The sequence below is a fragment of the Streptomyces sp. NPDC001832 genome (genome assembly GCF_040297265.1).
GTDB lineage: Bacteria > Actinomycetota > Actinomycetes > Streptomycetales > Streptomycetaceae > Streptomyces.
Genome location: NZ_JBEOYU010000019.1, coordinates 17,609 through 43,520 on the forward strand (window position 1 = coordinate 17,609; position 25,912 = coordinate 43,520).

Here is a 25,912-nt window from a genome sequence, read left to right on the forward strand (position 1 = left end):
AGCGGCGTCGCAGCGCCTGGAAACCTCGGCCTCCCGCGTTGTCGTCAGTCGCGATGTTCCCCGAGCTCTCGGCCAGGTTGGACAGCCTCTCCGCGATCAGGATCAGCACTCCGGCTCACGTGGCGTCAGAAGCTGTTGTCCAACCCCTGCTGGGCTCGGGGGACCGCACGCACCGGACCGCGTCCGCTTTCCGATCGCAGGCCACCCGACAGGCTCTCAGCCTCAGGCGTCGATGCGCGAGCGGTCCAGAGTGGCGGCCGAGCTGGTGATGAACTCCTTGCGCGGCGCCACCTCATTGCCCATCAGCAGATCGAAGACCTGCTCGGACGATTCCAGGTCGCCGATGTTGATCCGCCGCAGTGTGCGGTGCCGGGGGTCCATCGTGGTCTCCGCCAGCTGGTCGGCATCCATCTCGCCCAGGCCCTTGTAGCGCTGAATCGAGTCCTTGTACCGGATGTTCTTCCTCTGCAGCTCCAGCAGCCGCTGACGCAGCTCGCCGTCGGAGTACGTGTAGATGTACTTGTCCTGGCCCTTCTTGGGCTGGACCAGCTCGATCCGGTGCAGCGGGGGTACAGCGGCGAAGACCCGGCCTGCCTCGACCATGGGCCGCATGTAGCGCTGGAACAGCGTCAGCAGAAGAATGCGGATGTGCGCGCCGTCGACATCGGCGTCCACCAGCAGGACGATCTTCCCGTAGCGAGCGGCGTCGATGTCGAAGGTCCGCCCCGACCCGGCTCCTATGACCTGGATGATCGCACCGCACTCGGCGTTCTTCAGCATGTCCGAGACGGACGCCTTCTGGACATTGAGGATCTTGCCCCGGATCGGCAGCAGTGCCTGGAACTCGCTGTTCCGGGCAAGCTTGGCCGTACCGAGCGCGGAGTCGCCCTCGACGATGAAGAGCTCGCTGCGATCCACGTCGTCGCTTCGGCAGTCGGCGAGCTTCGCCGGCAGCGAAGAGGACTCCAGCGCTGTCTTGCGGCGCTGTGCGTCCTTGTGCTGGCGGGCCGCGATGCGGGTGCGCGCGGCCGCCACGGCCTTGTCCAGGACCGCCCTGGCCTGGGCCTTGGCATCGCGCTTCGTCGAGGTCAGAAACGCCTTGAGCTCCTTGGCTACGACGTTGGCGACGATCCGGTTGGCCGCCGAGGTACCGAGCACCTCCTTGGTCTGGCCCTCGAACTGCGGCTCCGCCAGTCTCACGGTGACGACCGCGGTGAGACCTTCCAGCGCGTCGTCCTTGACGATGTCGTCCTCGGCGACGCGGAGCAGCTTGGCGGAGCGCAGCGCCTCGTTGACCGTCTTGGTCACGGAGCGTTCAAATCCGGTCACATGCGTGCCGCCCTTGGGGGTGGCGATGATGTTGACGAAGGACTTGAGGGTGGTGTCGTATCCGGTGCCCCAGCGCAGGGCGATGTCGACGGCGAGCTCGCGGGTGACCTCGGTCGCCGTCATATGTCCGCGCTCGTCCAGGACCGGCACCGTCTCCTTGAAAGTGCCATGACCGGTCAGGCGCAGGACGTCGCAGACCGCCTTGTCCTGAGCAAGGTACTCGCAGAATTCACTGATTCCGCCGTCGAAGCGGAAGGTCTCCTCGGTCTTGCCCTCGCCGTCGAGACCACGCTCGTCACGGACGACGATCGTGAGGCCGGGGACGAGGAAGGCCGTCTGCCGCGCCCGCTGGTGGAGCGTCTCCAGGTTGAGCTTGGCGTCCTTGAGGAAGATCTGTCGGTCCGCCCAGTAGCGCACCCTGGTGCCGGTGCGCGCCTTCGGTACCCGCTTGCCCTTGAGCAGGCCGTTGGACGGGTCGAACGGACTGTCCGGACCCCGCTCGGTGAAGATCCCCGGGACTCCGCGCCGGAAGCTGATCGAGTGGGTCGCGCTGTTGCGGTCGACCTCGACGTCGAGCCGGGCGGAGAGCGCGTTGACCACGGAGGCGCCGACACCGTGCAGACCACCCGACGCGGCGTACGAGCCGCCGCCGAACTTTCCGCCGGCGTGCAGCTTGGTCATCACGACCTCGACGCCGGACAGGCCCGTCTTGGGCTCGACGTCGACAGGGATGCCGCGCCCGTTGTCCCGGACCTCTACGGAATTGTCGTCGTGGAGGATGACCTCGATGTGATCGCAGTAGCCGCCCAGAGCCTCGTCGACGGAGTTGTCGATGATCTCCCAGAGGCAGTGCATGAGGCCGCGGCTGTCGGTGGACCCGATGTACATCCCGGGGCGCTTGCGAACCGCTTCGAGCCCCTCGAGTACGAGCAGGTGCCGCGCGGTGTAGTTGGAACCGTCTCGGTCTGCTCCGGTCAGCAGCGCAGTGGACGGCACGGACGTATCGGCGGTCACGCGGTTCGCTCCTCGCTGAATTTCATTTAGGGCCCCAGTGGGTAACGGGCTCGGCTTCGGTCGCCGCTGAGAGGGTACCGAGGCCTGGTAGAGCGGCTGTAACGCCACCCTCCGACAACCCTCAGACTAGTCCAGCCTCGCATACACGTTCGATCCCTCGTAGGAGTGAAGCGCACATCACGTTCCCTTTCAGGCATGAACCATTTAGGCTCCGGGCACGTCCTCATGAACAAACCGGCAAGCCAGCCGGGAGGATCCACCAAGACAAGCAACGCGAAACCGTAGCGCTACGCAATACGGCACATTCGCCGCCAACCGGCAACAGACAGCCATCTTGAGAAGAAGTTTCGAAGAAAAGCCACGAGCGGGAACGTTTTCGGCCTGGTTGGATGTTGACCCTGGTACGACAGCTCGTCGAGCTAGAGAAGAGGCGACGTGACCACTGTTCTGACCCCCGCGAGCCCGCTGACCGCAGCAGACCGCTGCGACCGTTGCGGCGCCCAGGCATATCTGCGCGTCGTCCTCATCAGCGGCGGTGAACTGCTCTTCTGTGCCCACCATGGTCGCAAGTTCGAGCCGGAACTCAAGAAGATCGCCGCGGAAATACAGGATGAGACGGACCGGCTGACGGCCGTGCAGGCCCAAGCCGCCGAAGAGGAACAACGCTGACACCTCGCATCCACGACGAGCCAGGGCCGGGTCCCAGACCTGACGGCGGGCGGCTTCCCAGAAGAGGAGCCGCCCGTTCTCGTGCGTCGCAGTGATTCGTTCAGCCACCGCGATTCGTTCAGCTACCGCCCGGCATCCAGCCGATCGCAGCGGAGATCCGCGTATACACACCGGGGCTCCCGACTCGGCCGCAGCCGTTCCCCCAGGACACCAGCCCGATGAGCCGCCCGCGGGCCATCAGCGGCCCGCCGCTGTCGCCCTGGCATGAGTCGTATCCACCCAGCAGTTCGCCCGCGCAGAGCATTGCTGAGGCGTCGTACGCACCGGCTCTGCCGCCGGGATATGCCTGCCGACACAGGCTGTCCGGCAGGACGCTCACTGCGGCAGAGCGGAGTGACGACGCATAGTCGCCGTTGCCGGTCGTGTCACCCCATCCGTAGACGACAGCGCCGGCACCCGGCTCGTATGCCGGGTCACCGGATTCGGCCATCGGAATCGCACTCGTTGCGGGCAGCGCGTCGGCCAGAGCAAGTACCGCCAGGTCCCCCGCGTTCGTGGCGGGGTCGAACCCCGGATTGCTCCACACCGCCTGTACAGGTGTCTCCTGCCCTCCGGTACCACGCAGGACATCCCGGCCTGAGATGACCCGCAGATCGTGCACCTCGCCGACATCGACGCCGAGCGCCTCCCGGGTCAGGCAGTGTGCGACGGTCAGTACCTTCTTCGGCGCCACCACGACACCTCCGCAGAACTGCCCGGCGCGTGTCTCTCCAAACCGGTCACGGCTGGACAGTGCCACAACCCAGGGACTGTCCTTGACGTGTGCGGGCTGGCCACCGATGACGATGCTGTCCGCAACAGCCGGAGCGGGGAGTCCGAGCGGTATTGCAGTCGTGACGGCCGTCAACGCGAACACCCCGGTCATGGCGCGGAAGACTCTACGTAACATGCACACTCCTGACTCTGTGGTGAACCATTCCCACCCAGAGTTATCCGGCTTGTCGCCGACCGCACCCGCAGATAGGCCGAGGACCCGGCTCCTCCACGGGATCCGGGCCCTCGGCCTGCGTGCTTCTACGACCTAGTCGAGGTAGTCGCGCAGCACCTGCGAACGCGACGGGTGGCGCAGCTTCGACATGGTCTTCGACTCGATCTGGCGGATGCGCTCGCGCGTCACGCCGTAGACCTTGCCGATCTCGTCCAGTGTCTTCGGCTGTCCGTCGGTGAGGCCGAAGCGCATCGAGACCACGCCCGCCTCACGCTCGGAGAGCGTGTCGAGTACCGAGTGCAGCTGCTCCTGGAGGAGCGTGAAGCTGACCGCGTCGGCCGGGACGACTGCCTCGGAGTCCTCGATCAGGTCACCGAACTCGCTGTCCCCGTCCTCACCCAGCGGGGTGTGGAGGGAGATCGGCTCACGACCGTACTTCTGGACCTCGATGACCTTCTCGGGGGTCATGTCGAGTTCCTTGGCCAGCTCCTCCGGCGTGGGCTCGCGGCCCAGGTCCTGGAGCATCTGACGCTGCACGCGGGCGAGCTTGTTGATGACCTCGACCATGTGCACCGGGATGCGGATGGTGCGGGCCTGGTCGGCCATGGCACGCGTGATCGCCTGACGGATCCACCATGTGGCGTACGTGGAGAACTTGTAGCCCTTGGTGTAGTCGAACTTCTCGACCGCACGGATCAGACCGAGGTTGCCCTCCTGGATGAGGTCCAGGAAAAGCATGCCGCGGCCTGTGTAGCGCTTGGCCAGCGAAACCACGAGACGGAGGTTGGCCTCCAGCAGGTGGTTCTTGGCGCGGCGGCCGTCCTCGGCGATGATCTCAAGCTCGCGCTTCAGCTTCGGCGCAAGCTTGTCGGAGTTCGCCAGCTTGTCCTCGGCGAAAAGACCGGCCTCGATGCGCTTGGCGAGCTCGACCTCCTGCTCGGCGTTGAGGAGGGGAACCTTGCCGATCTGTTTCAGGTAGTCCTTGACCGGGTCGGCGGTGGCGCCGGCGACGGCGACCTGCTGCGCAGGTGCGTCGTCCTCGTCGTCATCCGAGAGGACGAAGCCCTTGTTCTCGCCCTCGCCCTCCTCTTCCTCACCCTTACCGGCCTTTACTTCCTCGATCGCCTCGTCGCCGTCGAGGAGATCGTCGTCCTGCTTTCCGGACTTCTTCGTTGCTGTCTTCTTGGCCGCCGTCTTCTTCACGGCGGTCTTCTTGGTAGCCGTCTTCTTGGCTGCTGCCCTCTTCGCAGGTCCGGCCGCGGCAGCGTCGTCAGCCACCACGTCCACGGTCTCTGCCGACTGGGCGGCAGTGGCCGCGACGGTCCTGGTCACGGTCGTCTTGGCCGCGACAGTCTTGGTGGCGGTGCGCTTGACCGGGCTCTTTGCTGCGACGCTCTTGCGGGCACGCTTTGACGGCTCCGCGGCACTGACCATCAGCGTCACACCCTCTTCCTCGAGGATCTGGTTGAGGCTGCGCAGAACATTCTTCCACTGGGTTGGCGGAATCTGGTCAGCCTCGAAGGCCCGACGCACGTCATCGCCGGCGATCTGCCCATCAGCCTTTCCCCGCTCGATGAGCGCCATCACAGACTCGGACTCGGCGATCTCCGGCGGGAGCGTACGGGATGTGCTGGCCGACACGAACAACCTCTCGGAACGATGGAAACGGCTTCCGGCCCGGCCCTGGAGAGGGCTGGACCGACGACCGTCGGGCTGGGAATGTACCGACGGCGCGGGTTTGGCCTCAGAACTGCACAGCGCACTGAATGGCTGCTGTATTCCTTCCGCGGCGGTCACCTCTTAAGTCATCGCACTGTTTCGAGGAGTGTTACGCCCAATCCGCGTGGCCCGAGTCACACCTCATTTGCGACGAACGTGACCAGAGGTGTCATCCCCCACAATTGTGCCGCCGGACCGCCGAGGCCCGGCGGCACATGGTTCGCACACCCTGGCCGTGCTGCGCTCAGTGCTCGCGTGGCGCGGGCACCACCCGCTCCACCTCAGGGTGGACGACGAGCAGTTGACGCATGGCGGCTTCGGCGCCCGCCGAGTCGCCGGATGCGAGGGCATCGACAATCCGGGCATGGTGACCGAGAGATGTCTCGCCGGGGCGGTCGCAGCCCGTAACGGGGCCGCCCGACACCTGCAGGGCCGCGGAGACGATGCCGGAGAGGTGCTCAAGCATGCGATTACCCGCCGCCTGAATGAGCAGGGAGTGGAACTCCGCGTCGGCCCGGGAGAAGGTGATCCCGTCACCCTGCCCGAGCGCGTGCCCCATGATCTCGACCATGTCACCGAGGCGCTGCTGAATGTCCTCACGGCCGTGGCCTGCGGCAAGACGGGCAGCGAGCGGCTCGATCGTCCACCGGAGCTCCCCCAGCTCACGGCGCTGATCCTCGCGCTGAGGGCCGAAGGCACGCCATTCGATGATGTCGGGGTCCAGCAGATTCCAGTCACTGACGGGGCGGACCCGGGTACCCACGTTGGGCCGGGCGCTGACCAGGCCTTTGGCCTCAAGAACGCGCAGCGATTCGCGTACGACAGTTCGGGAGACCTCGAAACGCTGTCCGATCTCTTCCGGCACGAGGGGGCGGTCGGCGCCCAGATCACCGGAGACGATCATCTGGCCCAGCTGCTGGACGAGTTGGCCGTGGAGGCCACGGCCCCGGCTGGCCGAGCCCCGCCGGCTCGCCCGGCCGAGCTCGGCATCGGGGCCGTCCCAGGAACGAAGGGCGGCACGCTCGCCGGCCGGCGCCTCCGCATACGGGTAGCGGTCGAGTTCACCCGGGCCGGCGAGGCCGGAGTCGGCGGAGCGGGCGGCGGTCATCATGGTGTGCGCAAGGGTACTCACGGATCCTTTGTCGGCGCGGCCCAGCCGGCCCTTGAGGTCTTTGGTGAAAAGCACACGAAAGGGTGATCGGCACCCACCCCCCAATTGACGCCTTATCGGTTGAAATCGGTCATCTTCAAGGAAGTTATGAGGCTCGGAGCGATCCGCCATCGCCCTGCAATCACCAACGGACCCTGCCGCGAAGAGCAGTAACCAGATACGCACAGATCAGGACCGACAACGACAACGCAGCCCCCACCGGGCGTTCCGCCACCCGCACGACATCCGCCACCCATCGGTCCGTCTCCTGCGGCAGCGCGGCCACACCAGCTCGCGGAGCCTGACCGGAAGCCCGACGACCGGACGAGAGACCAAACCCATCAGCAAGCCCTGGGCAATCGGCACAACAGAAACGAAACAGGAACGGCAAGTACTGCAGTTACTCCGGCCGTCGCCACTCTGAAGACTCCAGCAGCCAGGAGGCCCGCCCAGGCGCAGCCCACGGTCAGCCCCGACCAACTCATGCCTAGATAGACCGAATTTGGTAGAAATTTGCTCAAATCGCTACCGTACGCAGGGTGAAGGGCTTCCGCGGAAGCCAGCACGACAGCCAGAGCGAGCACCAGGGCGACGCCCGCTGACACCATCAGCTTGGCAAGAAGCAGTCCTGGACGGCGGGGTACGGCGCCTCGGCTCCCCGCGAGCGCGGGGTAGCGGAACTCGTCGCCGAACGAGAGAGCGCCGAGCAGTCCAGCCCGACCGCCGCAGGCGACAGTGGCAGCAGCGAGGGCCGGGCCCGTCAATACCTTCGGTAGCTGAGCATGACCGGAGCGGGCAAGGAGGACGGAGAGCCCGACCGAGGCGACCAGAACAGCAGCCGTGATCACGGTTGTTGTTCTGACACCGAGGGGGCGGCGCAGTTCGTATCGCAGCGGGTGGAACGGGCCACGCGGTGGGCGGCGCCGGATCGGCGGAGGCAGTTCCGAGCCGGTCGCCTGCGCGGCCGGTCGCGGTTCGGCTCGCCCTCCGCCTTCACTGACAGCGGGATCTGCGGGATCTGCAAGTTCCGTAGGACCGGTTTCGCCGACCTCGTCGGCGAGTCGGTGCACCAGGAGTCCTCACACGCCGGGGGCGGGATGCGGTGCAGTGGTCTGCCCCGGAAGTAGGTGACTCCCCATCCCGAGTCGAGTTCGAGCATCAGGCGGAGGGCTGTGGTCTTGCCCGAACCGTGGGCGCCCAGAAGTGCGGTGACACGGCCGGGCCGGGCTTCGAAGGTGAGATCGTCCACGGCGGCCGGAAGGCCGCGGCGGCGGGCGCCGGCGTTCCGTAAGGTCAGACCTCTGGCCTCAACATTGGCGGGTTGAGCACCGTAGCCGCACCGGCGCGGAAGAGCTGGGCAGGGCGGCCGCCCTGCCGAGTGGTCGTCCCGCCGACAGGCACCAGGAAGCCGGGCGTTCCTGTCACCTTGCGGTGAAAGTTCCGCGGGTCGAGAACCACGCCCCACACTGCCTCGTACACCCGCCGAAGCTCACCGACAGTGAAAGCCGGGGGGCAGAAAGCGGTGGCCAGAGAGGAGTATTCGATCTTGGAACGCGCCCGTTCGACGCCGTCGGCAAGGATCTGCGCATGATCGAAGGCCAGTGGAGCCTGGTCTTCGCTCTCATGGCCGAAGCCACCCTCCGGTCCGAGCAGATCCTCGACAGGCGCCCAACGCGCACTGTGCGCATCGCCACCCGCCCGGGGAGCGGGAAGATCGGGGGCCAGAGCGAGGTGAGCGACGCTGACGACCCTCATCCGGGGGTCACGCCCGGGGTCGCCGTAGGTGGCGAGCTGTTCGAGATGGGCGCCGTTGCCAACCGCCGGGGCTGCCGGGTCCTGGGCACACAGGCCGGTCTCCTCGACGAGCTCGCGCGCTGCTGCGGCTCCGAGATCCTCATCGGCTTTGACGAAGCCGCCGGGCAGCGCCCATCGCCCCTGGAACGGCGGCTCACCGCGGCGTACCACCAGCGCGCAGAGCGCATGACGGCGCACCGTGAGCACGACCAGGTCGACGGTGACAGCGAAGGGCGGAAAGGTCGACGGGTCGTAGGGCGGCATGAGGTGATCATAGTCGTCTGCCTGACGATAAACACTCCCTTCGCCGTGCTCTTCGTCCGTCACGACGTCGGATTCCTGGCTGGGCCCAGGCCCGCTCGCCGGCCGGAAATCTCCGGGCGCCGGCCGCAGACGCCCTGGAGATCACCGAGTCCTCTCACCATGGCGACTCCTGCGGCGCGTCCCAGCAGCACTGGGGGGCGATCCACAGCCACCCTTCGGTCGGCACCGGCTTCGGCGCAGCGGGCCGCGTACCCGCTCAGGCCGGTGTCGTAGAGAGCGCCGGCCGCCGACACCGCGTACCGCCGCAGCACCCAGGCCGCCTCACAACCTCCTGCGAGGGCCATCGACGGCAACAGCCCAGGTTCTGCGGCCCCCTCTGGCTGGGAGGGTGGCTGGGTAGGAGCGACGAGGCACCTGGGTCATCGACCGCTCCTGGACCCGCGACGGCTGGGGGAGGCTTGCCGGGGACGGCGTCGGGTAGTGGCCGTTTCGGGGCGGGCGAAGCCGGGTGGGGTCTTCCTTCGCCGTGCGGCAGTCGGACGTGCAGTGCGCGGCCGCGTGCTCCGGTCTGTACGGTGACCGCGACGGTCCGTCCGGGCACTGCGCTCCCCCCGCAGACAGCGGCGCAGCGTCTCCGGATCAAGGCCTTGGTTGCACGCCTCATGGAGAAGTTGAGCAAAGGTGTACCCGGGATCCACCCGCAGGGCGAGACCCAATGCGACCCGTGCGCCCGGTTCATCGCCCGTCGACCAGGAGACCCACCCGGCCAGGGTCAGTGGCGCCGCGGCGTGCTCCTCGTACGGTGCGACGCATCGACGGGACAGCGCCCGCCAGAGTCGCAGGGCGGAATCGGCTTCGGGTCCTTCCATCCATTCCGCGGCCTTGTCGCGGGTTTCCCGGTCCTGCAGACCGAGGATCACCGCAGCTGCCTCGTCATGACTGATCAGCCGGTCGTCATTGATGTCCGATGTGGGAGGCACCGTCACCGGCGCCTCCTTGAGGCGCTTCATGAGCCTTCGGGCAAGCCCCAAGGTCTCTTTGGCCACGTCCTTGCGTCCCACCTCGTCGAGGATCTTCGGCACCAGCTCGGCCCCGGCCGAGTCAAGTGCCCGTTGCTGCTCTGCAGCCGCCGTCGTGTTCAGGGGTGCAAGCCTCGCCTCCATCTCCCTAAGCGTTCCGCGCACTTGAATGCCCGCGTAAGCGGCGGCGGCCGCCATCACCGAGGTGCCGGGCAGAGCCACATGGTTCCCTTCGGTCGGGCAGCAACGCTCGTCCGGGCAGCAGTACGACCAGTACCGGCCGTCAGAGATGCAGAGCGCTTCGAGTACGGGTACGTCGAGCGCACCGCAGGCCGTACGCAGACGCTGGGCAAGGGGCCTCAGCCGCTCCATGATCTGACTGCCGCTCTCGCCTTCGGCAGGATCCTGGCAGAGGAAGATGACGATCGCGTCAGGGCGCTCCCCACGCCGCTCGCTCCCTTTGATCAGGCACTCGGCAAGCTGCTCGGCGACGGGTGGCCATTCTTGGGGTGATTGCGGGATACCGAGCCTGAGCCGCCCGCCGAAGCGGCCCCGGCCGCCGTGCAGGGCGACCATGACCACACTGTCATTCGGGTGAAACCCCATGAGATATGGGAGGGCATCGGCGAGTTCGGCAGGCCCCCGCAGGGTGATCTGCTGCTCATCGGCAGGACCGGTGGATTCGTGGTGCTGGTTCATGGCACGACCGTCCCGCGGGAGGCCAGATTCCGCGACCCCTGTGGATAACATTATCCACAGGGGTCGCGGGGCCGTTGGCGGTTTGTCGTAGCCATCAGGTTGCATGGGGGCATGACCAGCCTGACCTTCCAGCGCCCGGACAAGCGTCGTCGAGCAGAACGCCGAGGCGGTACACGTCTGGCGGGAGGAGACCTGGTCGGCGATCCGCACGAGGGCGAGGCCGAGGGCGCCGAGGTGCTCACCGCCGACCAGGTCGGCATCCGCTCCGCCCAGGTCACCGGCCGGACCTGGAGGTTCAACTCGCCGGACGACAGGCCTTGATCGGAAGACGGGACATCAGCTTCCAAAGCCGAGGCCGAGCCGGTCGAGGGTCTTGAGCCAGAGGTTACGTCGCCCGGAGTTCTCGTCCGCGCGGGCGAGAGACCACCTGGTGGCTTGGATTCCCGCCATGACCCAGAGCTTATGACAACGTCATTGACGCGTTAAGGGGTCAACGGTTTCATGGCCTGCCATCCGGGCCCTCCGGCCAACTTCCCCCAGGCAAGGCGACGATCGTTGGTGGTACCAGTGAAGAATGCAAGCACCACGCCGAGAAGAGACGCCCAGGCCCCCCAGGCCGCGATGCGGAAGTCCATAGGCGTCGTCGACGGCATCGTTCTCGCCGCATCAAGCACTGCGGCCACCAGCAGTATCGGAATCGGACTCGGTCTGATGGCGAGCATCGTCGGCCTGCACCTGCCGGCGATCATGCTGTTGGCCTTCCTGCCCGTGCTCGGCATAGCCGGCGGATACGGGCGGCTCAACCGTGTCGACCCCAACGCCGGCAGCAGCTACAAGTGGGTCGGCAGCATCTTCAGCCCCTGGCTGGGCTTCCTGACCGGATGGGTCAACGTCGTCGGCACCATCGTGTTCATGGCCTACACCACCACGGTGACCGGCTCGGCGATCATCCAACTCCTCGGCCAGGCCGGCGTCCACAGCGTCGCCGGCCTCTCCCTCGATCCGGACTCCACACTCCAGTCCACACTCCTCGGCATGGCCGTGCTGGTCGCCGCCGCGCTGGTCGCCGTCCGCGGGCTCGACCTCGCGGCGCGTCTCCAGAAGTACCTGCTGATCTTCGAGTACGGCGTGCTGCTCGCCTTCTGCGGCTACGGCCTGTTCGCCGGGGACCAGCCCTTCTCGCTCCAGTGGTACAACCCCTTCGACATCCCCTCGGCGGAGGCCCTCGCCCAGGGCATGGTTCTCGCGGTCTTCTGCTACTGGGGCTTCGAGTCGGTCTTCAGTGTCGGTGAAGAGGTCAGTGACCCGCGGGACGCCTCCCGCGGCGGGTTCATCGCCCTGACCGTCATGCTGCTCCTCTTCCTGCTGGCCGGCACCGCCTTCCAGCGGGTCCTGCCGCTGGACGAACTGGCCGACAACGGCGCGCAAGGGCTCGCCTATTTCGGCATGAAGCTCGCCGAGCAACCGCTGGCCGCACTGCCGCTCATCGCCCTCATGTTCTCCGCGGTGGCGTCGCTCCAGGCCTCGGTCATCCCGACCGCCCGCGGGATGTACGCGATGGGCCGCGACGGCGTTCTCGGCTCCGTCTGGACGCGCCTCCACCCCAAGCACGGAACCCCCGCCGCCGGCACCCTGCTGATCACCGCGATCGCCCTGGTCCTCGCCGCGATGGCGCTGGTCATCCCCACCGTCAACGACTTGATCTTCGCCGCCGTCAACGCGATCGGTATCGTCGTCGCCCTCTACTACGCCCTCACCGCGGCGGCCGCCGCGGTGCGCTTCCGCCACCTGCTGCGCACCTCACCCCTGGAGGCCCTGCGCGCGGTCGTCGGACCGGTGCTGGGCGCGCTCACGCTGCTCGCCACCGGCGGCTACCTCGCCTGGACCTTCTATCGCTCCACCGATCACTTCGAAGTCTCCGCCGACAACGGCTGGTTCGCGCTGCTCGTCCCGGTACTGATGATCGGCTCCGGGCTGCTGGCTGCCGCGTGGGCCCGCTGGAACCGCCGGTCGCCCTATTTCACCCGTACCCGCGACGCCGCCGCTGACCGCGAACTGGTCAGCGTCGGCTGACCGGCGTACTTCTGACGCGCGGCACGGACCGCGACGCATCGCTACCTCCGGCGGCCCGCTCGCGGACCGCCGGCCCACCAGGAGCGCCTCCCATGGCCAAGGCCGATCTGGTCTTCACCCAAGCCCCGTGCACACCGGGGACCCCGCCCGCACCCGGGCGACCAGCCTCGCCGTCACTGGGGAGCGGATCTCGGCCGTCGGCCATGACGCGCGGTTCCCCCGCCACGCGCCCACCCGACCTTTCTGATTCATCGCAAAGGACCATCACATGACCGACCTCACCGACATCGCCTATCTGCCGGCCACCGAGGCCCTGCGCCGTTTCCGTGACCGCTCCCTGTCACCGGTCGAGCTGATGACCGCGGTCATCGCGCGCGCCGAAGCCGTCGAGCCGAAGGTCAACGCCCTTGCCGAGCGGACCTTCGAGGAGGCGCTCGCCGCCGCCCGCGAGGCCGAAGCGCGGTACGGGGGCAAGGGCGAGGCACCCCGCGCGCTGGAGGGTCTCGCCGTCGCGACGAAGGAGGAGCAGCCCATCGCGGGCCGCCGCATCACGGACGGCTCCCTGGCGTACCAGGGCGAGATAGCCGAGCAGACGCACCCGGTGATCGAGCGGGTCCAGGCTGCCGGTGGCATCGTGCACGCCCGGACCACGACCCCGGAGTTCAGTTGCGCGGGGTACACGCAATCGCGGCTGTGGGGCATCACCCGCAACCCGTGGAACCTGGAGTTCACTCCGGGCGGCTCCTCAGGCGGCGCAGGCGCCGCGCTCGCGGCGGGTGAGACAACGCTCGCGACCGGTTCCGACATCGGCGGCTCGATCCGCATCCCCGCTTCGTACACGGGCACGGTCGGCTTCAAGCCGCCGTACGGGCGCGTGCCGGCAATGACGCCGTTCAACCTCGACACGTACTGCCACGACGGTCCGATGGCGCGCACCGTCGGCGACTGCGCCCTGTTGGAGAACGTCATCGCGGGGCCCCACCCGTTGGACGCGGTCTCGTTGCGGCCCAAGCTCGTCCTGCCCGAGCGGTTCGACGGCGTCGAAGGCCTGCGGGTGGCGCTTTCGGTCACCCTCGGGGACTGGCCGGTCGATCCAGAGGTCGAGTCCAACACCCGCGCGGTCGCGGAGGCGCTGCGCGCGGCCGGAGCCATCGTCGAGGAGGTAGAGGTCCCCGTCATGCGGGCGGATGTGATGCGGGCAGCGATGATCCACTTCGGCTCCATCTTCGGCCCCTACATCGCGTCGGTCGCCGCCGAGCACGGCGACCAGCTCACCACATACGCACTCGACTTCGCCCGGCGGGGCGACGAGGCCGTTCGCGAGCCCGGCAGCTTCCTGCAGGGCCTTGAGATCGAGGCTGCGGTGCAGACGACGCTCGGCGCCCTGCTGGACCGCTACGACGTCCTGCTGTGCCCGACGACCGCCGTTCCGGCGCTGAAGGCGGACGACGACTATCTCTCGACCAAGGTTGTGATCAATGGCGTCGAGCTGGACTTCTATCTGGAATCGGCGATGACCACGGCGTTCAACATCGCCAGCCGGTGCCCGGTGCTGAGCGTGCCGTCCGGTTTCGCCTCGACCGGCGTACCGACCGGTGTGCAGGTGGTCGGACGCACCTACGACGACGCCACAGTGTTCCGCGCCGCGGCAGCGATCGAGGCCGTCCGCCCCTGGAACAGCTTGCCGGTTCTCTGACTTGACGTCTGGCCGTTGGTGGCGTGGACGGAACAGGCGATGTCAGCCCGCTGCGGCAAGGACCAGCGGCAGGACGTGTTCGCTGCCTGCCTGGCGGAGCAGGCGGGCAGCGACTGCGAGGGTCCATCCGGAGTCGGTGTAGTCGTCGACGAGCAGAACGGGGCCGGGAGAGCCGACCAGCGCATCAGCCAGGCCCTCAGGAATGGTGAAGGCACCGGACAGCGTCCTGAGGCGTTGGGCGGAGTTGCTGCGGCGTGCCGCGTACACGTCGCTCGACCCGGTGTACGTCAGGGTTCCCAGAAAGGGGAGGCGGCCGATGGCCGCAATTCCCTGGGCAAGGGAACCGACCAATTGCGGGCGGGCCGCGGACGGCACCGCGACGACTCCCACCGGTCGGGCAGAGGCGTCCGGGACATTCGGCGCCCAGCCGCCCGGCGAGCGCGCCCAATCGGCGAGCACCGCCACCGCGGCCCTCAGGACATCGTCGGGCACCGGCCCATCGGATGCACTCTCAGCCAGCAGCGGGCGGAGCCGGTTGCCCCAGCCGATGTCCGAGAGCCGCCCCAGGGCACGGCCGGTTGAGCACTGCTCCTTGGCCGGGATGCGCCCCTTGAGATCGATGCCCAGGGCGGGCATCCCCGTCGGCCACATCCGGCGCGGCTCAACCTCCGCCCCCGGGCGATCCAGTTCCTTCGCCGCTCCCGCCAACGTCTCCGCCGAAACAGAGGAATCGGCCCAGGCTCCGGCGCAGTTGTCGCAACGCCCGCACCGGGTCGCCCCCTCGTCGTCCAGCTGCTGGCGCAGGAACTCCATCCGGCACCGGGACGTGCTCGCGTATTCGCGCATGGCCTGCTGTTCGGCCGCCCGCTGGCGGGCGACCCAGGCGTACCGCTCGGAGTCGTAGACCCACTCGGCTCCCGTGGCCGTCCAACCGCCCTTCACCCGTTTGACCGCCCCGTCCACGTCGAGCACCTTGAGCATCGTCTCCAGCCGGGTGCGCCGGAGATCCACCGATGCCTCCAGTGCAGGCACGGACAGCGGCCGTTCCGCACCGGCGAGCGCCGAGAGGGTCTGTCGAACCTGTGCCTCGGGCGGGAAGGCGGTATCGGCGAAGTAGCGCCAGATGGCCTCGTCCTCCTTGCCCGGCAGCAGCAGCACATCGGCGTGCTCGACTCCGCGGCCTGCCCGCCCCACCTGCTGGTAGTAGGCGATCGGTGAGGAAGGTGAGCCGAGATGGACCACGAAGCCCAAGTCCGGCTTGTCGAAGCCCATACCCAGCGCCGAAGTCGCGACCAGCGCCTTGACCCGGTTCTCCTGCAGGTCGACCTCGGCCTGCAGCCGGTCAGCGTTCTCCGTACGTCCTGTGTAGGAGGCCACCTTGAAGCCGCGCTGTCGCAGGAAGGCGGTGGCCTCCTCGGCTGCGGCGACAGTGAGGGCGTAGATGATCCCGGAGCCCGGCAGCTCGTGCAGGTGCTCGGCGAGCCAGGCCAGGCGATGTGCGGCGTCCGGAAGCTGGACCACACCCAGCCGCAGGCTTTCCCTCTCGAGCGGGCCGCGCAGCACCAGAGCCTCGCCGACGCCGGTACCCAACTGCTCGGCCACATCCGCAGTGACCCGCGCGTTGGCGGTCGCGGTGGTGGCCAGCACCGGCACCCCGGCGGCAAGCTCAGCGAGCATCGCACGCAGCCGGCGGTAGTCCGGCCGGAAGTCGTGGCCCCAGTCGGAGATGCAGTGGGCCTCGTCGACCACCAGCAGACCGGTCGTGGCCGCGAGCTTGGGAAGTACCTGCTCTCGGAAATCCACAGAATTGAGGCGTTCCGGACTTACGAGGAGAACGTCGGTCTCGCCGCGCTCGACCTCCTCATAGATGGTGTCCCACTCCTCCGGATTGGCCGAGTTGATGGTGCGCGCCCGGATTCCGGCCCGCGCCGCCGACTCGACCTGGTTGCGCATCAGCGCCAGCAGCGGCGAGACGATCACCGTGGGGCCCGATCCACGCCGACGCAGCAGAGCGGTGGCAACGAAGTACACCGCCGACTTGCCCCAGCCGGTGCGCTGCACCACCAGCGCACGCCGACGCTCCTCCACCAGAGCCGCCACCGCCTGCCACTGATCCTCCCGCAGCCGCGCCGAACCCTTTGGGGCACCGACGAGCTCAGCAAGGATGGCATCGGCTTCAGCGCGCAGCTCCAGGTTGTCCATGCCCCCATGCAACCCGATCCCGAGGACCATCGGCCAATTCACTCAGTGTGACAGTCGGCTCGCGATCGGTGCACCCGTCAGGCGTCGATCGAGGATGTCCGCGAGAGAGCGCTCGGTCACAAGGATCCTCGATCGATGCGTTTATGCAGGTCAGGTCACCAATCCGGCTGGAACTCGATGCTTTCCCAGTTCCGTAGCCTGGAGGTCTCACAGGGGCTCAAAGAAATCCGTCTACGGTTGAACCAGACGCCCCGGGCTCACCGTTCCAGGTGCTGAGCAAGGTAAACGCCGTGACCCGGGAGTCGACATGCACAGGAACCCAGCCCGCCAGCAGACAGCAGCCGCTGTGGCAACCCGTTGACCGAGGCGGTCCGCAGCCTCGATGGGCTCCAGCTGGAGTTCGGCCCTGCGGTACGCGCGTACCTCAATTCCCGTTGGCGGGACAGGCACCAGGCCGAGGACATGTTCCAGGAGACCTTCCTGCGGGCTTGGCGCTCGGGCGTTCCCGCACTCGACGGTCCGTACACGCAAGCCCAGATACGGTCCTGGCTGTTCACCATCGCGCGCAGCGTGCTCGTTGACCACCACCGGGCCGAGAGCCGACGGCCCGCACTGACCCGAGGTCACGAGGAACTGGTCGCCCTGAGCGACGCGACGAGCCTGCCGGCCACGGAGACCGACCGGCTCACGGACGTCTGGCTCGTGCGCGCGGCACTCGACCGGCTCACTCCATCCCATCGAGAGGTAGTTGTGGAGCTTTACTACCACGGACGCACCGTGGCAGAGACCGCCGAACGCATCGGCATCCCGGAGGGGACCGTCAAGTCCCGTGCCTACTACGGCGCCCGTGCCCTGCGTGCCGCCCTGCAGGAGCAGGGGATGGTGCCATGAGCGCGTCCGACCCGGATGACCCGCGACTCCGTCGGTCGTCCGAACACGCCGAGGTCAGCGGCTGGTTGGGGGCGTACGTACTCGGCGGGCTCAGCACCGGCGACCGGGCCCGTGTCGATGCCCACCTGCTGGCCTGCGAAGAGTGCATCCGCGCCTGCGACGCGCTGCTCGACGTCCCGGATGCCCTGTCCGCAGGCACCCCACCGGTGCCGCCGGGCCGCGTCGAGACCATGCCGTCGTCGGCACGGCCGATGAGATGGCGGCTGGCCGCGGCCGGGGTCGCCCTGGCCGCCTGCGCCGCAGGGATCGGCTTCACTCTCGGCACCGCCACGTCCGGTGGCGGCGCGCCGCCGCAGGCCGCCGCCGTGCGCGACATACCCCTCGGCGGAGCCCCCGGCCAAGTCACCGGCAGCGCCGAGCTGGCTTCCCGGCCCTGGGGCACCGAGGTACGCCTCACTCTGCACGACCTTCCACCGAATGAGCGTGTGACGCTCGTGACCGAGAACCGCGACGGCCGCAAGGAAGTGGCAGCGGTCTGGGTCAGCCCCGACAACGGCAAGGTCAGCGTCACCGGCGCCACGGGCATCAAGGCCCAGGACATCGCCCGGATCAGCATTCTCGACGCCGAGCAACAAGACCTGACACGTCTTCACGCCTGAGGCGTATTCATCTTTCCCTTCCCGGTACGGCAGTTCGGTCCAGACCTGCCGACCATCGCATCGCAGGACAACACCAACAGGAGTGACAGCATGACCAGCAAGCGCCTCGCGACCACGGCGGCCGCCGCCTTCCTTCTCGTCGGCCTCGGCGCCCCCAGCGCGCTCGCGCTCACCGAGTCCACCGTGACCGGCGAACTCAAGCTGATCGACACTCAGTACGGCAAGGCGCTCGCCGACTCGGACGGCAACGCCCTCTACGTCTGGGAGAAGGACTCTGCGGGCACCTCCGCCTGCGCCGACGAGAAGTGCGTGACCGCCTGGCCTGCCGCACTCGCGGACGACAAGCAGGAGGCGGACAGCGCTGTGACCGGCAAGCTCGGACACATCGACTCCGCCCAGGCCCCGACCAAGGGCAAGCAGCAGCTCACCATCAACGACCAGGCGCTGTATTACTTCTCCAAGGACGCGGCGGCCGGCGACGTCAAGGGGCACGGCCTCGCCCCGGGCGGTGCCGGGACCACCTGGTACCTCGTCGGCGCCGACGGCAAGCCTCTCGCCGTCAAGGCTTCCACCGGCGGTGCGGGCTCCGACGCCGGCACGGACAAGGACAAGGGCGCCGGACAGACCGCCGACAAGCCCAAGGGTGGCGTCGATGCCGGTGCCGAGGGTGTCACGGACAACAACACCACTCTCATCGCCGTAGGCGGCGGTGTCGCCGCCCTCGGTGCCGCGGCCCTCGGCTACTCCGTCATCAGGCGGCGCCGCGGCTCCGCCGTCTGATGACCGGCAGGCACGCGTGCCGCCGGGGCGTCGCGGGCTCGCGTCCGCGGCGCCCCGGCGGCGGCGCCGTGGCGGGGGCGGGCTCGCTCGCCCTCGGCGTTGGCATCGCCGTGTACGGCGGCCTGGGCGCCCCGGCCGGCGACCCGGGCGCGCACATCCCGACGGCAGCCTCCCGGCCTGACACCTCCCCATCGACGACCACGCCCGCTGCCGTGCCTCCCCTGGCCCGGTCCGAGCCGGTCCGGGTCCGCATAGCGGCCGCGGGCGTGGACACGGGGCCGCTGCTGCCACTCGGACTGCGCAGCGACGGGAGCGTGCAGGTGCCCTCCGTCGCCCAGGCGGACCGCATGGGCTGGTACACCGGAGCAGTCACTCCGGGGGAGCGTGGGCCGGCCGTACTCATCGGCCACTTCGACACTGTCGAGGGCCCCGCCGTGCTGCACGACATCTCCCGTACGCGCCCCGGGGACACGATCCTGGTTGACCGGGCGGACGGCACGCGAGCCGAGTTCACCGTCCGTGAGCTGCAACAGGTCCCCAAGGACCACTTTCCCACCGAGCGGGTCTACGGCGACACCAGCACAGCCGCCCTGCGCGTCGTCACCTGCGGCGGCTCCCTCACCGACGGCCACAGGCCCGACAACATCATCGTCTACGCGGAGTTGACCCGAACCACATGACCACCCAGCACGCACTTCCGTCCCGCATGCGCACCGCCCGCCTTGCCTGCGTCGCCGCACTGTCCGCCACCCTGCTGGTCAGTGCATGCTCGTCGCCCGACAGTTCTTCCGCGAAGGCCACGCCGAGTGCTGCCTCCGCCTCCACCAATGCCCGCACGAGCCTCTTCGCGCAGACCCCGGACTCGTTGAACGTACCGCGCGGGGGCCGCCTGGCCGTCCCCGTGACCTTCGGATGGAAGGGCGAGCGCCCGGCGGCGGGGGCCGAGTTGAGGATGACCGTGGAGAACGGATTTACCTGGGCGGCCGTCGCCAGCAGGGGCACGCGGGTAGACCGGTCAACGGTGAGCATCACCTACGACGACCTGCCCAAGTCCGGTAAGACCAAGGCTCGTTTGCAGGCGCCCGACGGCGCATGGGACGCCTCGAAGCCCGCGCTGAGCGTCGAGCTGGTCGAGAAGGGCGCGGCCGGCGGTTCCGCCTCGGGCGACAGCGTCAGCGCGACCAAGGCCGTGGCAGAGGAAGCCGACGTGGACCTGTTCATGTTTCCGCCGCCCCGTGCCTCGAAGCCGGATGCCGATGGAGTGGTCACGTACGACTTCGACTACGGCAATCAGGGCTCGCAGCCCGCCAAGGGGACGATCCGGCTCGAGCCCTTCCCGGGATACTCGCTGCACGGGCGGCCCAAGGGGTGCGCCGTGCCTGCCAAGGACGGAACCGTCACTTGCGATCTCGGGGACATCCCTGCGCAGGCCACCTTCACGTTCAAGGTAAAGGTGCCCAAGGAAGCCACCGGCGTTCCGGAGGCCGTGCGGTACAGCATCCAGACAGTCGGCTCGACCGATGCCAATCCTGCCAACAACGACGGCATACGGTTCGTCGAGATCAACCGCTGACGCAGTGACAACGTGGGGCGGACCGGCTCCTTCGCCCGGTCCGCCCCACGCATCGCGTCTTTGAACAAGCAGCATGCTGTGCCCGACCACGCGCGGCTGCTGCGCCGGGAGTGATTCCGCTGGTCCCCGCCGTTCAAGCGTGGCAGGGGGCGTCATCCGGGCATGGCGTGGGCAGGGATATCAGAGTCAATCCGGCTGATTCCCGTCAGCTGCGCCAATTGCTCGTTGCCGCCTGCCGATACGCCAGGAAGAATTGGACTCGCTCCCCGCACGGTCCCTTCGCGGCCCGGAAGGGCTGTGCCGTGGCGCGCCCTCACCCGACTCTGCCCGCGCCGTGGGCGCGCATGCGAAGGGAGGATCGTGACCTTCGGATTCGCTCCGTCCGCAGCTACTTCGTTGTCGGCGTCCTCGGCATCCGCCGATTCCGCCAACCGCCTTGCCAGGATGCTCGAACCGGCCGAGTGGGCCGAGGCGGGCATACCGTTGCTGCGCAGTCCCCGCGAGGTTGTCAGCGGCCTGCACGCCCGGCACCGGCCGACCCCGGCGACCGCTGTCGTCGCCGTACTCGACCATGAGGAACGCCTCACGGCCAGCGCCTCGTTCGCCCGCCGCTCCATAGCCGCGGACGGCTGGGAGTTCCGCAACGCGCTGCTGGCGCATCTGCGGCGGGTCATCCCGCACGACCTGCGCCGCCGCACGCCTGTCCGTACCGCAGTACTGCTCTACTGCCGCGAGGGCGACGAGCGTTGGACGGAGGAGGACGGAGCGTGGATGTGGGGCCTGCGGGACGCCTGCACGTTGCACGGCCTTCGGTGCGGCGCTTACATCACGCTGACCCGCGGTGGCTGGCAGGTGCTGGGCGAGGGCCGGGGCGGGCGTCGGCCCGACTCGACATCACAGCCGTCCGCTCTCGCCGGCACTTCGCTCGACCACGATCCGGTCCCGCTGCGTACCGGCGGCGGTGCGGCTCAGGCGCTGCGACGCACCGTGGCACGCTGACCCGTGATTGCGGGCCCGGCTGCCCTGTCGAGCAGCCGGGCCACCACGGCCCTGTGCGCCCTGCGGATCAGACGCCGGCGCCGAGCGCCGCGTTGATCCGTTGCGGGTCCCCGCACACGATCAGCAGGGCACCAGCGCGTTCCTGAGCACTGGACAGTGCGCCGGTAACGGCGTCGCCGCCGTCGCCGTTGACGGCGACGATCACCACGGGGCGGGGGTTCACCCGGTCCGTGGCTGCGGCACCGGCGAAGAAGACGTCATCGCCGGCTTCCTGCTGCTCCCAGTAGGCGGCCTCTCCGAAGGAGAGTTCGTGCGCGGCCCACGGGTGCTGCTCATCCGTGGTGAGCACCAGGATGTCGCCTGGTGCGCGTCCGGAGTCCAGCAGCAGGTCCACCGCTTCGTCGGCGGCGTCGAGTGCGCCGGCGGCCGAGGCGGGGATCAGCTGGATCTGCGGTGCGGAACGATTCTCCGGCCGGGCCGCCTGCGGCTGGCCGGAGGTGGAGTGCGGACGCTGCGCCGGGGGCGCGGGCCTCGCGGGGCCGGGTCCCGGACGACCGGGGCGCGGCATGGCCGCTGAACGCGGACCGGGTACGGGACGGGGGGTCGACGCGGTGCGGCCTGCGGCCGGAGTGACGCGGGGACCCTGGGCGCTCTCGTGAATCTGAGGCTCCTCGGGGATGAGAGGCATGGTTGTTGTCTATCAAATGCCGACACGCAAGGCATCAGCGGGTGGGTACATGTGCGCAATCAGAATTCGAAGCCGAGTTGGCCCCCGCTTTCCAGTGCAGCCGCCTCGGCGGAGAAGCGAACCTTCTTGAGGTGCTGCCACCTGGGCAGCGCGTCGAGGTAGGACCACGAGAGGCGGTGGTGGGGTGTAGGCCCCCACTCCTCCAGCGCGGCCCTGTGCACGGGCGACGGGTAACCGGCATTGGCACCGAAGGCGAAGGCGGCGTACTCGCCGGAATCCGTGCCCAGTTCGGCCATCATCGAGTCCCGTCGGACCTTCGCGATCACCGAAGCAGCCGCGACCGCGATACAGGACTGGTCGCCCTTGACCACCGTGCGGACCTGCCAGGGCTGTCCCAGGTAGTCGTGTTTGCCGTCGAGTATCACCGCATCGGGCCGCACCGGCAGGGCTTCGAGGGCACGCACAGCTGCGAGGCGCAGGGCAGCCGTCATCCCCAAGTCGTCGATCTCCTGCGGAGAGGCATCGCCCAGACCGAACGCGGTGACCCAGCGCTCCAGCAACGGGGCAAGCTCCGCGCGGCGTTTGGGGCTGATCAGCTTGGAGTCGGTGAGTCCGGCGGGGGGTCTGCGAAGGCCGGTGACGGCCGCACACACAGTGACCGGTCCCGCCCACGCTCCGCGTCCGACCTCATCGACACCGGCGACGGTCTTGGCACCAGTGGTAGCGCGCAGTGAGCGCTCGACAGTGTGCGTGGGTGGTTCGTACGGCATGGCGCCTGTCAGCGTACGCCGATGGGGGCGCCGACAACACCCCGGGGCGCCCCACGGCCGACCCTGCCACACGCCGAGCCGCAGAACGGAGTGCTGCACGGTCATGAACCCCTGGTGGCCAGTTTGCTGCGGTACATGCGCCCGAAGACCTGTGCGTACGAAGACAGTGCTCATGAGGTGTTGTGCCGGCGCCAGGAAATCGCGAATGGTGATCACCAACTGGCAGTGCTCAGCAGTGACCGCATCACATTCGTGAAGGATGGAACGCGACGCGGAGCCGGGGCGGGGGCGTACCTGTTGATATCGTCTCCGTCACCGCCGCGATCACTGCCTCCGCCTTTCGTACGCGAAGCGTTGCATGCCTGCGCCAGATCGGACTACCGCGGGAGCCAGTCCGGCAGCTCTTCAGTCTGTGCCGACCAGTCGGCAGGTGGTGCGCCCGCCTTGCCCGCTGCGACGATCCCACCGACGATCGCACAGGTCGTATCGACATCGCCGCCCGCTTGGGCCGTACCCCAGAAAGCCTGCGCGAAATCGCCAAGGCTCCGCGCCGCCGACCAGAGGGCGAACGGAACGGTGTCATGCGCACTGGTACGGCGACCGCTGCCGAGGACCGCGGCGACTGTCCCGGCATCGCCGTAGTCGATCATGTCGCGTGCCCGGCGCAGCCCTGCACCGACCGCGCTGCGGGGCACGAGCGCGATCACACCATCAAGGAGCTCTGTCGGGCTGGGTGGTCCCTCTGTCGCCGCCGCCAGCGAGGCTGCGGCCGCAACAGCCATCGCTCCCGCGACCGCCTCGCGATGCTGGTGTGTGGGGTACGAGGAGATCTCGGCCTGGTGTGTGGCCTGCTCAGGGTCGTCTGCGTACCAGGCGCCGAGCGGCGCAATACGCATCGCCGAGCCATTGCCCCAGGAGCCCTGGCCCTGGAACAGCGCCGACGCCAGCTCCCGCCAGTCGCCGCCCTCCCTTACCAGCCTGAGCAGCCGGTTCACGGCAGGGCCGTATCCCCGGTCGAAGTCATGATGCTCGGCGAAGGAACGAGCGAGCGCGTCCTGGTCGATTCGCTCGTGCCCCACCAGCACGGCCAGCACCGACGAGGCCATCTCGGTGTCGTCCGTCCACTGCCAGGGGCCGGGTGGAAGTTCGCGCTGCTTCAGCAGTGGATAGTTGGCGGGCACAAAGAACTGGGAACCGAGTGCGTCCCCCACGGACAGCCCTCGCAGACTGGCCAGGGCTCGTTCGAAACGTTGATCGGAAGCAGAGTCAGCGGTCGTCATCGCCCTTCCACTCTATCCGCTGATGCCGTACGGCTCAGGGGTACGCCAGCGCTCGAACGGCCGGTCAAGGGTGTAGCGCCCGTCCTCTCCGAGCATCAGCGAACGAATCGCTCCGACGCGCTGTCCCCGCAGCACCGTCAGCCGATCACACCGTCCAGGACGGCTCAAGCTGCACGACGTCTCCCGTCACCGCCGACACGTCGTCCTCGGTCTGTGCCCGTTGTGTCAGCCGCTCAATGCTTCCCGCCCGATACTTGCCGCGCTCGGCGCTCGACTGCCACATGGACAACACGAGGAACTCGTGCCCCGGCGCTTCCCCGAACACCCCTCGCAGCATGCCCGGCGATCCGGCCATCGCCGGATTCCACACTCTCTCCTGCATCAACGCGAAATGCTCGACCCGGTCCTCGTGCACCTTGCTGTGCGCCACCCTGACAACATCCGCATCGGTGAAGCGGGGCTCGAAGCCCGTCTTCACATCGAAGCGGTACTCGAACAGCTTGACCTGGATGCTGCTGTACGTGCCGGACTGCGCGGCAGCCAGTTGGTCGTGCGCGCGCGCCATGAACGAGTCGTAGAAGACGCGGTTCTCCCAGAAAGCGAAGACGTGGGCCACTTCCGGACGCCCTCGGCTCCACCCTCCGCCCTGTCCCCTGAACCCCGGCTCACCCAGCAGCCCCGCCCACTTTCGCTGTCCCCGTTCAAAACCTCGACGGTCCACCACGGTGCAACGAATCCACTTGACCAGCACCGCGCCATCGTACGGTGCCGAACGCGGCGCGGGTCACGCTCTGATGGAGTACGCCCGAATCAATGGCCGTGAATCGCAGAATGATCTCCGTGGCCTCGTTGCACAACCGTTCTTCTGGACCGAGCGGGAGTGAGCCCGCTCAGCCGCACGCCCCGTACGGTCTTGGGCGCACTGTTCCCCGGCACCCTCACCGGAACCGACAGTGGCCCGATTCCGTCGCCGACGGCCAAGCCGGTTGGATCCACGGTCAGTTGCGGACATGATCAGGTGGCATGAACGGCCCTACGAAGGCCCAGCGGCAAGCCAGGGAGGCAGATCCGATGAGCACACCCAACAAGAACATCGAAAAGGTCGAAGTCAGACTCAAATGGGACCCCAGCCCTCCGGGTGCCCCGGCCCACGACCTCGACATCATCGCGGCGACCTACCTCGCGCAGGCGCCGTACGGCAGCCCTGCGTATCTCGTGCACTTCGACAGCCGCTCCCCGGACGGCACCATCACCCTCAACCGCGACAGCAGGAACGGCCAGGGCTTCGGGTTCGACGAGGTCATGACTCTGGAACTGGACCGGTTGTCGACCGCCTACACCCGGGTCGTCGTCGGAGTCGCCATTCAGCAGCGCGACGGCCGCAGGACATTCGCCGAAATAGCGAACACCAGCGTTCAGATCCGGGAGGGCTACACGAACCTTGCGGAGGACGACTTCTCAGCGGTCGGCGCCGCCACCGCGGCAATCGTCGCCGAGTTCATCCGCGGTGCCTCCGGCGTCTGGGAGTTCCGCGGATCGGTCCGGGGTTTCAACGGGGACCCCGATTCGTTCGCCGGAATGATGGGAAGCCGTACGCCCGGAACGTGACACGTTACGTCCACGCAGCACACCTCCCGTCCCCGTCCCCCGGGGCTG

The 25,912-nt window shown here is 68.2% G+C and carries 22 protein-coding genes and 2 pseudogenes; 11 read left to right on the forward strand and 13 right to left on the reverse strand.

The window, feature by feature from the left end; translation table 11 throughout:
• Positions 1-222: 222 nt before the first annotated feature.
• Positions 223-2,343 (reverse strand): DNA gyrase/topoisomerase IV subunit B, encoded by a 2,121-nt coding sequence (locus tag ABT115_RS17110; RefSeq protein WP_351789915.1) that lies wholly within the window; start codon positions 2,341-2,343, stop codon positions 223-225.
• Positions 2,344-2,778: 435 nt separating this feature from the next.
• Between ABT115_RS17110 and ABT115_RS17115 the strand changes: the two genes are divergently transcribed.
• Positions 2,779-3,012 (forward strand): DUF7455 domain-containing protein, encoded by a 234-nt coding sequence (locus ABT115_RS17115; RefSeq protein ID WP_189546730.1) that lies wholly within the window; start codon positions 2,779-2,781, stop codon positions 3,010-3,012.
• Between the two features lie 118 nt (positions 3,013-3,130).
• Here ABT115_RS17115 and ABT115_RS17120 read toward each other — a convergent pair whose 3' ends face one another.
• The 7 genes and pseudogenes from ABT115_RS17120 to ABT115_RS17145 form a co-directional block, all read right to left on the reverse strand.
• Positions 3,131-3,961, reverse strand: coding sequence for a S1 family peptidase (locus tag ABT115_RS17120; RefSeq protein ID WP_351789919.1), 831 nt, complete (start codon positions 3,959-3,961; stop codon positions 3,131-3,133).
• Positions 3,962-4,093: 132 nt separating this feature from the next.
• Complete coding sequence (locus ABT115_RS17125; protein WP_351789922.1) at positions 4,094-5,641, reverse strand: RNA polymerase sigma factor; 1,548 nt, start codon at positions 5,639-5,641, stop codon at positions 4,094-4,096.
• Between the two features lie 322 nt (positions 5,642-5,963).
• Positions 5,964-6,851, reverse strand: a complete 888-nt coding sequence (locus ABT115_RS17130; RefSeq protein WP_351789925.1) for a FadR/GntR family transcriptional regulator — start codon at positions 6,849-6,851, stop codon at positions 5,964-5,966.
• A 160-nt stretch (positions 6,852-7,011) separates the two neighbouring features.
• A pseudogene (locus tag ABT115_RS17135) lies at positions 7,012-7,948 on the reverse strand (ABC transporter ATP-binding protein); the annotation flags it as partial.
• A gap of 32 nt (positions 7,949-7,980) precedes the next feature.
• Positions 7,981-8,118, reverse strand: a pseudogene (locus tag ABT115_RS30900) (ATP-binding cassette domain-containing protein); the annotation flags it as partial.
• Positions 8,119-8,162: 44 nt separating this feature from the next.
• The gene (locus ABT115_RS17140; protein ID WP_351789928.1) at positions 8,163-8,927 is read right to left on the reverse strand and encodes an NUDIX hydrolase; all 765 of its coding nucleotides are present in this window, start codon (positions 8,925-8,927) and stop codon (positions 8,163-8,165) included.
• A 419-nt stretch (positions 8,928-9,346) separates the two neighbouring features.
• On the reverse strand, positions 9,347-10,645 hold the full coding sequence (locus ABT115_RS17145; protein ID WP_351789931.1) for a DUF4192 domain-containing protein: 1,299 nt from the start codon (positions 10,643-10,645) through the stop codon (positions 9,347-9,349).
• A 111-nt stretch (positions 10,646-10,756) separates the two neighbouring features.
• Between ABT115_RS17145 and ABT115_RS17150 the strand changes: the two genes are divergently transcribed.
• The 3 genes from ABT115_RS17150 (at position 10,757) to ABT115_RS17160 (ending at position 14,414) form a co-directional block, all read left to right on the forward strand.
• Positions 10,757-10,966, forward strand: coding sequence for a hypothetical protein (locus ABT115_RS17150; RefSeq protein WP_351789933.1), 210 nt, complete (start codon positions 10,757-10,759; stop codon positions 10,964-10,966).
• A gap of 300 nt (positions 10,967-11,266) precedes the next feature.
• A complete protein-coding gene (locus ABT115_RS17155; RefSeq protein WP_351790087.1) occupies positions 11,267-12,718 on the forward strand; it encodes an APC family permease in 1,452 nt (483 codons plus the stop codon).
• 268 nt (positions 12,719-12,986) lie between these two features.
• Positions 12,987-14,414: an amidase gene (locus tag ABT115_RS17160; protein WP_351789935.1), complete on the forward strand. Its 1,428-nt coding sequence runs from the start codon at positions 12,987-12,989 to the stop codon at positions 14,412-14,414.
• 42 nt (positions 14,415-14,456) lie between these two features.
• Here ABT115_RS17160 and ABT115_RS17165 read toward each other — a convergent pair whose 3' ends face one another.
• Positions 14,457-16,616: a RecQ family ATP-dependent DNA helicase gene (locus ABT115_RS17165; RefSeq protein WP_351789938.1), complete on the reverse strand. Its 2,160-nt coding sequence runs from the start codon at positions 16,614-16,616 to the stop codon at positions 14,457-14,459.
• 357 nt (positions 16,617-16,973) lie between these two features.
• Between ABT115_RS17165 and ABT115_RS17170 the strand changes: the two genes are divergently transcribed.
• From ABT115_RS17170 to ABT115_RS17195, 6 genes are all read left to right on the forward strand, one after another.
• Entirely contained in the window at positions 16,974-17,507 is a 534-nt protein-coding gene (locus ABT115_RS17170; protein WP_351789941.1) for a sigma-70 family RNA polymerase sigma factor, read from the forward strand.
• Positions 17,504-18,166, forward strand: coding sequence for a zf-HC2 domain-containing protein (locus tag ABT115_RS17175; protein ID WP_351789943.1), 663 nt, complete (start codon positions 17,504-17,506; stop codon positions 18,164-18,166). Before ABT115_RS17170 ends, ABT115_RS17175 begins: the two co-directional genes overlap by 4 nt.
• 90 nt (positions 18,167-18,256) lie before the next feature.
• Complete coding sequence (locus ABT115_RS17180; RefSeq protein WP_351789945.1) at positions 18,257-18,946, forward strand: COG4315 family predicted lipoprotein; 690 nt, start codon at positions 18,257-18,259, stop codon at positions 18,944-18,946.
• Positions 18,946-19,626, forward strand: a complete 681-nt coding sequence (locus ABT115_RS17185; protein WP_351789947.1) for a class F sortase — start codon at positions 18,946-18,948, stop codon at positions 19,624-19,626. Before ABT115_RS17180 ends, ABT115_RS17185 begins: the two co-directional genes overlap by 1 nt.
• Complete coding sequence (locus ABT115_RS17190; RefSeq protein ID WP_351789950.1) at positions 19,623-20,519, forward strand: hypothetical protein; 897 nt, start codon at positions 19,623-19,625, stop codon at positions 20,517-20,519. Before ABT115_RS17185 ends, ABT115_RS17190 begins: the two co-directional genes overlap by 4 nt.
• 360 nt (positions 20,520-20,879) lie before the next feature.
• Positions 20,880-21,518 carry a hypothetical protein gene (locus tag ABT115_RS17195; protein WP_351789953.1) on the forward strand — a complete coding sequence of 213 codons (639 nt, stop codon included), beginning with the start codon at positions 20,880-20,882 and terminating at the stop codon, positions 21,516-21,518.
• 67 nt (positions 21,519-21,585) lie between these two features.
• On the opposite strand, the gene ABT115_RS17200 is transcribed toward ABT115_RS17195, so the two are convergent.
• From ABT115_RS17200 to ABT115_RS17220, 4 genes are all read right to left on the reverse strand, one after another.
• On the reverse strand, positions 21,586-22,206 hold the full coding sequence (locus ABT115_RS17200; protein ID WP_351789956.1) for a hypothetical protein: 621 nt from the start codon (positions 22,204-22,206) through the stop codon (positions 21,586-21,588).
• 59 nt (positions 22,207-22,265) lie between these two features.
• Entirely contained in the window at positions 22,266-22,976 is a 711-nt protein-coding gene (gene rnhB / locus ABT115_RS17205; RefSeq protein WP_351789958.1) for a ribonuclease HII, read from the reverse strand.
• A 377-nt stretch (positions 22,977-23,353) separates the two neighbouring features.
• Entirely contained in the window at positions 23,354-24,256 is a 903-nt protein-coding gene (locus ABT115_RS17210) for an ADP-ribosylglycohydrolase family protein (RefSeq protein WP_351789961.1), read from the reverse strand.
• A gap of 145 nt (positions 24,257-24,401) precedes the next feature.
• The gene (locus ABT115_RS17220; RefSeq protein ID WP_351789964.1) at positions 24,402-25,007 is read right to left on the reverse strand and encodes a YdbC family protein; all 606 of its coding nucleotides are present in this window, start codon (positions 25,005-25,007) and stop codon (positions 24,402-24,404) included.
• Between the two features lie 320 nt (positions 25,008-25,327).
• Between ABT115_RS17220 and ABT115_RS17225 the strand changes: the two genes are divergently transcribed.
• Positions 25,328-25,864: a TerD family protein gene (locus ABT115_RS17225; protein ID WP_351789966.1), complete on the forward strand. Its 537-nt coding sequence runs from the start codon at positions 25,328-25,330 to the stop codon at positions 25,862-25,864.
• Positions 25,865-25,912 lie beyond the last annotated feature (48 nt).

What these genes read in the sequence shown, in the direction of transcription:
- ABT115_RS17120 (WP_351789919.1), bottom strand. Translation starts at nt 3,961, where the DNA reads ATGTTACGTAGAGTCTTCCGCGCCATGACCGGGGTGTTCGCGTTGACG.
- ABT115_RS17140 (WP_351789928.1), bottom strand. Translation starts at nt 8,927, where the DNA reads ATGCCGCCCTACGACCCGTCGACCTTTCCGCCCTTCGCTGTCACCGTC.
- ABT115_RS17145 (WP_351789931.1), bottom strand. Translation starts at nt 10,645, where the DNA reads ATGAACCAGCACCACGAATCCACCGGTCCTGCCGATGAGCAGCAGATC.
- ABT115_RS17150 (WP_351789933.1), top strand. Translation starts at nt 10,757, where the DNA reads ATGACCAGCCTGACCTTCCAGCGCCCGGACAAGCGTCGTCGAGCAGAA.
- ABT115_RS17155 (WP_351790087.1), top strand. Translation starts at nt 11,267, where the DNA reads ATGCGGAAGTCCATAGGCGTCGTCGACGGCATCGTTCTCGCCGCATCA.
- ABT115_RS17160 (WP_351789935.1), top strand. Translation starts at nt 12,987, where the DNA reads ATGACCGACCTCACCGACATCGCCTATCTGCCGGCCACCGAGGCCCTG.
- ABT115_RS17165 (WP_351789938.1), bottom strand. Translation starts at nt 16,616, where the DNA reads ATGGACAACCTGGAGCTGCGCGCTGAAGCCGATGCCATCCTTGCTGAG.
- ABT115_RS17175 (WP_351789943.1), top strand. Translation starts at nt 17,504, where the DNA reads ATGAGCGCGTCCGACCCGGATGACCCGCGACTCCGTCGGTCGTCCGAA.
- ABT115_RS17180 (WP_351789945.1), top strand. Translation starts at nt 18,257, where the DNA reads ATGACCAGCAAGCGCCTCGCGACCACGGCGGCCGCCGCCTTCCTTCTC.
- ABT115_RS17185 (WP_351789947.1), top strand. Translation starts at nt 18,946, where the DNA reads ATGACCGGCAGGCACGCGTGCCGCCGGGGCGTCGCGGGCTCGCGTCCG.
- ABT115_RS17190 (WP_351789950.1), top strand. Translation starts at nt 19,623, where the DNA reads ATGACCACCCAGCACGCACTTCCGTCCCGCATGCGCACCGCCCGCCTT.
- ABT115_RS17200 (WP_351789956.1), bottom strand. Translation starts at nt 22,206, where the DNA reads ATGCCTCTCATCCCCGAGGAGCCTCAGATTCACGAGAGCGCCCAGGGT.
- rnhB (WP_351789958.1), bottom strand. Translation starts at nt 22,976, where the DNA reads ATGCCGTACGAACCACCCACGCACACTGTCGAGCGCTCACTGCGCGCT.
- ABT115_RS17210 (WP_351789961.1), bottom strand. Translation starts at nt 24,256, where the DNA reads ATGACGACCGCTGACTCTGCTTCCGATCAACGTTTCGAACGAGCCCTG.
- ABT115_RS17225 (WP_351789966.1), top strand. Translation starts at nt 25,328, where the DNA reads ATGAGCACACCCAACAAGAACATCGAAAAGGTCGAAGTCAGACTCAAA.